Origin of the sequence: Intrasporangium zincisolvens, from assembly GCF_034724055.1 — a bacterium.
Taxonomy (GTDB): Bacteria; Actinomycetota; Actinomycetes; order Actinomycetales; family Dermatophilaceae; genus Monashia; species Monashia zincisolvens.
On sequence record NZ_JAWIIL010000013.1, the window covers coordinates 113,260 to 120,873 of the forward strand.

The window sequence follows — 7,614 nt, forward strand, 5'->3', positions numbered from 1 at the left end:
GCGGGCCGGGGCGCGCCCACCCCTAGGCTGTGCGCGTGCAGATCTCCCCGAGCATCCTCTCCGCGGACTTCGCCAACCTCGAGTCCGAGCTGCGCCGCATCAGCGACGCCGACTGGGCCCACGTCGACGTCATGGACGCGCACTTCGTGCCGAACCTGACGCTCGGGCTGCCCGTCGTCGAGGCGCTGCTCACGGTGAGCCCGATCCCGATCGACGCTCACCTCATGATCGAGGACCCTGACCGCTGGGCCCCGGCGTACGCCGAGGCGGGCTGCCAGTCGGTGACGTTCCATGTCGAGGCGGCGCGCGACCCCCGCACCCTCGCCCGCACGCTCCGGGCGGCGGGCGCCCGCGCGTCGATGGCGATCAAGCCGGGTACGCCGTTCGCGCCGTACGAGGACCTGCTGCCCGACCTCGACATGGTCCTCGTCATGACCGTCGAGCCCGGGTTCGGCGGACAGTCCTTCATGGCCGACCAGATGCCGAAGGTCGCGCAGGTGCGCGAGGCCGTGCGGCGCCACGGCGGCGAGATCTGGGTCCAGGTCGACGGCGGCGTCAGCGCCGACACCATCGAGCAGTGCGCGGAGGCGGGCGCCGACGTCTTCGTCGCCGGGTCGGCCGTGTACGGGGCCGAGGATGCCGCCGCCGCGATAGGGCAGCTGCGCGAGCTCGCCGAGCGTCACCGCCACTGAGCCGGGGCGTGGCAGGCGTCACCCGGACGCCGGGTGCGACGCCTCAGCGGGCGGGTGCATACTGGGAGGCACGTGCTCCGGGGTCGGTGTAATTCCGAGCCGGCGGTTACAGTCCGCGACCCGACCGCATCCAGCGGCCGGTTGACCTGGTGGGATTCCAGGACCGACGGTGAAAGTCCGGATGGGAGGCAGCACGAGACAGGCCGTCGACGGCCGGTGTGCGCGCACCCGTGGGTCCGCGCAGCCAGCGCCCGCCCGACCCGACCTGTGGAGTACCCCCGGAGTTCGTCCGACACACACCACGAACCTCCGAGGACGAACACCACATGGTCACACTCGCAGCCGCGGACGCCTCGCAGAACCTGTTCCAGCAGGTCCTCGACGCCGCCATCCCCATCGGTCCCTACCAGCTGCACTGGACCGAGCTGATCGGCGTCCTCATCGGCGTCGCCTCCGCCTACCTCGGGATGAAGCGCCTCGTCTGGGCCTGGCCCGTCGGGATCGTCGCCAACATCCTGCTGTTCTTCGTCTACACCGGCGCCCTCTTCGGCGCCGACCAGCGCATCCCGCTCTACGGACAGGCCGGCCGGCAGATCTTCTTCATCGTCACGAGCATCTACGGGTGGTGGCGCTGGAGCCAGGTGCGGCGGCTCAGCCACGCCGGTGACGCGTCGGGCGTGGCCATCACCCCACGCTGGGCCACCGGTCGCGAGCGCACGGTGTCGGTGGCGTTCTGGCTCGTCGGCACCGTCATCGCGGCGCAGGTCTTCCGGATGCTGTCCGAGGCGGCCCCCAACCCGTTCTGGTCGCCGCAGTGGTGGTTCTTCTGGTGCGACGCGTGGATCTTCGTCGGCTCGATCGTCGCGACGTACGCGATGGCCCGCGGCTGGAACGAGTTCTGGCTCGCGTGGATCGCCGTCGACCTCGTCGGGGTGCCGCTCGGCTTCGCCACCGACTACGTGCCGACGTCCGTGCTCTACATCTTCTACGGCCTGTTCGTCGTCTACGGCTTCCTCCAGTGGGTCAAGGTGACCCGCACGAGCGACCGGGCCGACGTCGAGCCCGACCTGACCGCCGTCAAGACCGGCTGACCGGGGCTCGACATGGGCGACACGGCCGCCTCGGCCTGGATGCGACGAGCCCTCCACCTCGCCGCAGCCGGGCCGTGGCCCGACCCCAACCCGCGCGTCGGCTGCGTGCTGGTGGCCGCCGACGGCACGGTCGCCGGCGAGGGCTACCACCACGGTGCGGGCACCCCGCACGCCGAGGTGGTCGCCCTCGCCGACGCGGGGGAGCGGGCCGCGGGCACGACGGCCTACGTCACGCTCGAGCCGTGCGCGCACCACGGACGCACCGGTCCCTGCGCGGGCGCGCTCGTGGACGCGGGCGTGGCCCGGGTCGTCTTCGCCCAGAGCGACCCGAACCCCGACGCCGCGGGCGGGGCCGAGCAGCTGCACGCGGCAGGTGTCGACGTCATCGGGGGCCTGCTCGCCGACGAGGCCGCCGAGCTGAACTCCCGGTGGGCCCGGACCGTGGCCCTCGGGCGACCTCTCGTGACCTGGAAGTTCGCGGCGACGCTCGACGGGCGCAGCGCGGCGGCCGACGGTTCGAGCCGCTGGATCACCGGCCCGGGGGCGCGTGCCGACGTGCACCGCCTGCGCGCGACGCGTGACGCCGTCCTCGTCGGCACGGGGACGCTCCTCGCCGACGACCCGCGCCTGACGGTGCGGGACGCGTCGGGCGCCGACCTCTCACGCCAGCCGCTGCGCGTCGTCATGGGCCTGCGCGACGTCCCGGCGTCCGCCGCCGTGCACGACGGCGCCCGAGACGTCCTGCACCTGCGCACCCGCGATCCCAAGGAGGCGCTGGAGCGCTTGTGGGGCAAGGGGATCCGTGACGTCTGGCTCGAGGGCGGCCCGACACTCGCGGCCGCCTTCCTCGGCGCCGGGCTCGTCGACGACGTGTATGCCTACCTCGCCCCGGCCCTCCTCGGCGCCGGCCCCCACGCCGTGGCCGACCTCGGCATCGGCACGGTCGCCGACACCCTCCGCCTCCACACCGCGGACGTGACGCTCGTCGACGACGACGTGCGCATCCACGCCACCACGAAGGAGTAGTCCATGTTCACCGGAATCGTCGAGGAGCTCGGCACGGTCGCCGCGCTCGACCACGGCGCCGACTCCGCCGTGCTGCGCATCACCGGCCCGCTCGTCGTGTCCGAGGCGGTGCACGGGGCCTCGATCGCCGTCAACGGCGTGTGCCTCACCGTCGTCGAGCACGACGCCGAGGGCTTCACCGTCGACGTCATGGCCGAGACGCTGCGGCGCAGCTCGCTCGGCGCCCTGCGGCCGGGCGACCGCGTCAACCTCGAGCGCGCCATGCGCGCGGACGGACGCTTCGGCGGCCACGTCGTGCAGGGGCACGTCGACGGCACGGCCACCGTCACGGCGCGCACGCCCGGCGACCGCTGGGAGACCGTCGAGCTGACCCTGCCCCGCGACCTCGCCGGGTACGTCGTCGAGAAGGGCTCGATCACCGTCGACGGTGTCTCGCTCACCGTTGCGTCGGTCACCGACGACACCTTCACGGTCTCCCTCATCCCGACGACGCTCGACCTGACGACGCTGGGGCACAAGGGCGTCGGCGACCCGGTCAACCTCGAGGTCGACGTCATCGCCAAGTACGTCGAGCGCCTCCTCGAGCACCGGCAGGGTCGCCCGCACCAGTCGCAGGAGGTCACGTCATGAGCGGGCTGTCGACCGTCGAGGACGCCCTCGACGCACTGCGTGCCGGACGCCCGGTCCTCGTCCTCGACGACGAGAACCGGGAGAACGAGGGCGACCTCGTGCTCGCCGCCGCCACCGCCACCGAGGACTGGATGGCGTGGACGATCCGCCACTCGTCGGGCTACCTCTGCGCCCCCGTGCCCGACGCCGTGGCCGACCGGCTCGACCTGCCGCTCATGGTGGCCGACAACCGCGACCCGCTCCGCACCGCGTACACCGTGTCGGTCGACGCCGCGTCGGGCGTCACCACCGGCATCAGCGCGGCCGACCGGCTGCGCACCGCCCAGGTGCTCGCCGATCCCGCTTCGGTTCCCGACGACCTCATCCGGCCCGGGCACATCCTGCCGCTGCGAGCCAAGCACGGCGGCGTCCTGACCCGCCCCGGCCACACCGAGGCCGCCGTCGACCTGACCCGCCTGGCCGGCCTCGAGCCCGTCGGCATCATCGGCGAGCTCGTCCACGACGACGGCCGGATGATGCGCTTCGACGCGGTCGTCGCCCTGGGCCGCGAGTACGGGTTGCCCGTCGTCACCATCGAGCAGCTCGTCGAGCACCGCCAGCGCCACGACCGCGTCGAGCGCCTCGCGACGACCCGCATCCCGACCGTCCACGGCACCTTCACCGCCCACGGCTACCGCGACACCCTGACCGGTGACGAGCACGTCGCCCTCGTCAGCCCGCGTGGCCTGCACGGCCTGTCCGGCACCGGGCCGGTGCTGACGCGGCTGCACTCCGAGTGCCTCACCGGCGACGCGTTCGGCTCGCTGCGCTGCGACTGCGGCCCGCAGCTTCAGGCGTCCCTGGCACGGGTCGGCGCCGAGGGCGGCGTCGTCGTCTACCTCGGTGGCCACGAGGGGCGTGGCGTCGGGCTCGTCGACAAGCTGCGCGCCTACGCCCAGCAGGACCGCGGCGCCGACACCGTCGACGCGCAGACGGCGCTCGGGCTGCCCGTCGACGCCCGTGAGTACGCGGCCGGGGCGGCGATGCTCCACGACCTCGGCGTCGACAGCGTCGTGCTGCTGACGAACAACCCCACGAAGGTCCAGGCCCTGCGCGGCCTCGGGCTCGACGTCGTCGCCGTCGAGCGGCTCCACGGCCCGGTCGGGCAGGACAACGAGCAGTACCTCATCACCAAGCGCGAGCGCCTCGGTCACGACATTCCGACCGACGACGCCCGGCACGGACAGGAGACGGCATGAAGGACGGCGCCCCCACCATCCACACCGACGGTCGCGGCCTGCGCGTGGCCGTCGTCGCGGCGAGCTGGCACGAGACGGTCATGGACGGGCTCCTCGAGGGCGCCCGGCGGGGCCTGGCCGACGCCGGCGTCGAGCACGTCGACGTCGTGCGGGTGCCCGGCACCTTCGAGCTGCCGGTCGCGTGTGCCCGTCTCGCCGAGTGGTACGACGCCCTCGTGGCCCTCGGCGTCGTCATCCGAGGCGGCACGCCGCACTTCGAGTACGTCTGCCAGGCGGCGACGGCCGGGCTCACCGACGTCGCTGTCAGCACCGGCACGCCCGTCGGGTTCGGTGTCCTCACGTGCGACGACGAGCAGCAGGCCCTCGACCGGGCCGGTCTGCCGGGCTCGGCCGAGGACAAGGGCCACGAGGCGGCGACCGCGGCCGTGGCCACCGTCGTGGCCCTCGCCCGGGTGTCGCCGCCCGGGGCCGGCCACGGCGGCGCGCACGTCGTGCCGGCGAGCCGGACCGCCACGGAGTGAGCGGGGTCAGGGCCCGGACCGGGGTCCCCGTACCCTTGGACCTCGTGAAGAGCTTCGAACAGCTGTATGCCGAGCTGGCCGACAAGGCGGCGACGCGGCCCGAGGGCTCGGGCACCGTCGCGGCCCTCGATGCCGGCGTCCACGCCATCGGCAAGAAGATCGTCGAGGAGGCTGCCGAGGTCTGGATGGCCGCGGAGTACCAGACCACCGACGAGGCCGCCGAGGAGATCAGCCAGCTGCTCTACCATCTCCAGGTCCTCATGATCGCCAAGGGCATCACGCTCGACGACGTCTACGCGCACCTCTGAGGCGCGAGCGCCTTTCCGTCACAACGACTTCGAGGACTCCGAGGACCACCATGCTCCGCATCGCCGTGCCCAACAAGGGCTCCCTGTCCGAGGCGACCGTCGACCTGCTCCGCGAGGCGGGCTACCGGACGCGTCGCGACACCAAGGAGCTCGTCGTCACCGACCACGACAACGACGTCGAGTTCTTCTACCTGCGCCCGCGTGACATCGCCGTGTACGTCGGTTCGGGCACCGTCGACGCCGGGGTCACCGGCCGCGACCTGCTCCTCGACTCCGGCTCGGGCGCCGTCGAGGTCATGACCCTCGGCTTCGGCGCGTCGACGTTCCGCTACGCCGGCAAGCCCGGGCACGTCGGGTCGGTCGAGGAGATCGCCGGCAAGCGCGTCGCGACCTCCTACGCCGGGCTCGTCCGTGCCGATCTCGCCGCCCGCGGGCTGGCTGCCGACGTCGTGCGCCTCGACGGTGCGGTCGAGACCGCGATCACCCTCGGTGTCGCCGACTGCATCGCCGACGTCGTCGAGACCGGGACCACCCTGCGCCAGCAGGGCCTCGAGGTCTTCGGCGAGCCGATCCTGCGGTCGGAGGCCGTTCTGATCCGCGGCGACCGCCCGGGCGAGGCCCAGGCCATCGAGGTGCTCCAGCGGCGCATCGCGGGCGTCATCACGGCGCGCACGTACGTCATGCTCGACTACGACTGCCCCAAGGACCTGGTCGACAAGGCATGCGAGCTGACCCCGGGCCTCGAGTCGCCGACCGTCTCGCCGATGCAGGACGACGCATGGGTCGCCGTGCGCGCCATGGTCCCCCGCATCGGGCGCAACCGGCTCATGGACGAGCTCTACGACCTCGGTGCGCGGGCCATCCTCGTCACCGACATCGCGGCGTGCCGGCTGTGAACAGCGACCCGGTCCCGGCCGCCGCGCACCCGCAGGGCGACGCGCTCGCGCCGTTCCGCCCGCGTCGTGGCCGGGTCGTCGCGCTCTCCGCCGCGTGGGGCTCGCTCGCGCTCTTCGGGGCGATCGCCGTGCTCATGCCGACCCAGACCCTCGGACACTGGGGCGCCGGCGACCGGATCATGTTCTTCGGCCTCGGCGTCGTGCTCGCCGTCGTGGCCTGGCGCTACGCCTCGATCGTCGCGGTGCCGAGCCGCGAGGGTCTCGTCGTGCGCAACCTCGTCGTCACCCGCACCCTGGAGTGGGCCGAGATCGTCGGCGTCCAGTTCGGTGGCGGCGAACCGTGGGTCAGCCTCGACCTCGAGGACGGCGACACGGTGGCCGTCATGGCGATCCAGAAGGCCGACGGCGAGGTGTCGGACCGGGAGGCCTCACGGCTCGCGGCGCTCGTGCAGGCGTTCGGCGAGGCGCGGGAGCCGGGTGGGGGCGAGCGGCCGTGACCGACGCGCCGACCCCCGACGCCGAGCCGACGCTCGACGCCGAGCCGACGCTCGACGCCGAGCCGACGCCTGTCGAGCCGTCGCCCGAGCACCTGCGCCACGCGCTCGGACACTTCGCGACCGGCGTCACGATCGTCACCGGCTACGGCGAGGACGGCGAGCCGGTCGGGTTCGCGTGCCAGTCGTTCGCGTCGGTGTCGCTGAGCCCGCCGCTCGTCCTCTTCTGCGCCGACCACCGCGGACGCTCCTGGCCCCGGATGCGCGCGCAGGGGCGCTTCACGGTCAACGTCCTCGAGCACGACCAGCGTGACGTCGTCGCCCGCTTCGGCTCGACGGCCGGCCGACGCTTCGACGGGCTCGAGTGGTCGGAGTCGGAGCACGGCGGCCCGAGCATCCCCGGGGCCATCGTCCGCATCCACTGCACAGTGGAGCAGGTGCACGTGGCCGGCGACCACGACGTCGTCATCGGCCGAGTGCGTGGCCTGGAGGACGGCGAGGCCGGACGACCGATGCTCTTCTACCGCGGACGCTTCGCCGTGACCGAGCGGCGCGGCAGCTCCGCCCGCGACGACGCACCTGAGCCGATGGACGACTACTGGGGCTGATGCCTGTCCGGCGACCGGCCGCCCCACGACGGGTGACCTCGGCCTGCCGAGCCCGCCGCGACAGGTGGTCAGAACGGTGGCGGTGAGTCGTCGTAGCGGCGTGGTGCTGG

The 7,614-nt window shown here is 73.2% G+C and carries 10 protein-coding genes and 1 riboswitch; all 10 genes read left to right on the forward strand.

Annotated elements, in window-relative coordinates; genetic code table 11:
- Nucleotides 1-35 precede the first annotated feature (35 nt).
- The 10 genes from rpe (at nucleotide 36) to RY076_RS22270 (ending at nucleotide 7,504) form a co-directional block, all read left to right on the forward strand.
- Nucleotides 36-692 carry a ribulose-phosphate 3-epimerase gene (rpe, locus tag RY076_RS22225; RefSeq protein WP_323101878.1) on the forward strand — a complete coding sequence of 219 codons (657 nt, stop codon included), beginning with the start codon at nucleotides 36-38 and terminating at the stop codon, nucleotides 690-692.
- Nucleotides 693-761: 69 nt separating this feature from the next.
- Nucleotides 762-890, forward strand: a riboswitch (FMN riboswitch).
- Between the two features lie 128 nt (nucleotides 891-1,018).
- Entirely contained in the window at nucleotides 1,019-1,783 is a 765-nt protein-coding gene (gene pnuC, locus RY076_RS22230; protein WP_323101880.1) for a nicotinamide riboside transporter PnuC, read from the forward strand.
- A gap of 12 nt (nucleotides 1,784-1,795) precedes the next feature.
- On the forward strand, nucleotides 1,796-2,809 hold the full coding sequence (ribD, locus tag RY076_RS22235; RefSeq protein WP_323101883.1) for a bifunctional diaminohydroxyphosphoribosylaminopyrimidine deaminase/5-amino-6-(5-phosphoribosylamino)uracil reductase RibD: 1,014 nt from the start codon (nucleotides 1,796-1,798) through the stop codon (nucleotides 2,807-2,809).
- 3 nt (nucleotides 2,810-2,812) lie between these two features.
- Nucleotides 2,813-3,439, forward strand: coding sequence for a riboflavin synthase (locus RY076_RS22240; RefSeq protein WP_323101885.1), 627 nt, complete (start codon nucleotides 2,813-2,815; stop codon nucleotides 3,437-3,439).
- The gene (gene ribB, locus RY076_RS22245; protein WP_323101886.1) at nucleotides 3,436-4,677 is read left to right on the forward strand and encodes a 3,4-dihydroxy-2-butanone-4-phosphate synthase; all 1,242 of its coding nucleotides are present in this window, start codon (nucleotides 3,436-3,438) and stop codon (nucleotides 4,675-4,677) included. Before RY076_RS22240 ends, ribB begins: the two co-directional genes overlap by 4 nt.
- Complete coding sequence (gene ribH / locus RY076_RS22250) at nucleotides 4,674-5,198, forward strand: 6,7-dimethyl-8-ribityllumazine synthase (RefSeq protein WP_323101888.1); 525 nt, start codon at nucleotides 4,674-4,676, stop codon at nucleotides 5,196-5,198. Before ribB ends, ribH begins: the two co-directional genes overlap by 4 nt.
- A 44-nt stretch (nucleotides 5,199-5,242) precedes the next feature.
- Nucleotides 5,243-5,506: a phosphoribosyl-ATP diphosphatase gene (locus tag RY076_RS22255; protein WP_323101891.1), complete on the forward strand. Its 264-nt coding sequence runs from the start codon at nucleotides 5,243-5,245 to the stop codon at nucleotides 5,504-5,506.
- Between the two features lie 50 nt (nucleotides 5,507-5,556).
- Complete coding sequence (gene hisG, locus RY076_RS22260) at nucleotides 5,557-6,402, forward strand: ATP phosphoribosyltransferase (protein ID WP_323101894.1); 846 nt, start codon at nucleotides 5,557-5,559, stop codon at nucleotides 6,400-6,402.
- A complete protein-coding gene (locus tag RY076_RS22265) occupies nucleotides 6,399-6,899 on the forward strand; it encodes a PH domain-containing protein (protein WP_323101896.1) in 501 nt (166 codons plus the stop codon). The genes hisG and RY076_RS22265 overlap by 4 nt, the downstream gene beginning before the upstream one ends.
- Nucleotides 6,896-7,504: a flavin reductase family protein gene (locus RY076_RS22270; protein WP_323101899.1), complete on the forward strand. Its 609-nt coding sequence runs from the start codon at nucleotides 6,896-6,898 to the stop codon at nucleotides 7,502-7,504. Before RY076_RS22265 ends, RY076_RS22270 begins: the two co-directional genes overlap by 4 nt.
- Nucleotides 7,505-7,614: the final 110 nt, after the last annotated feature.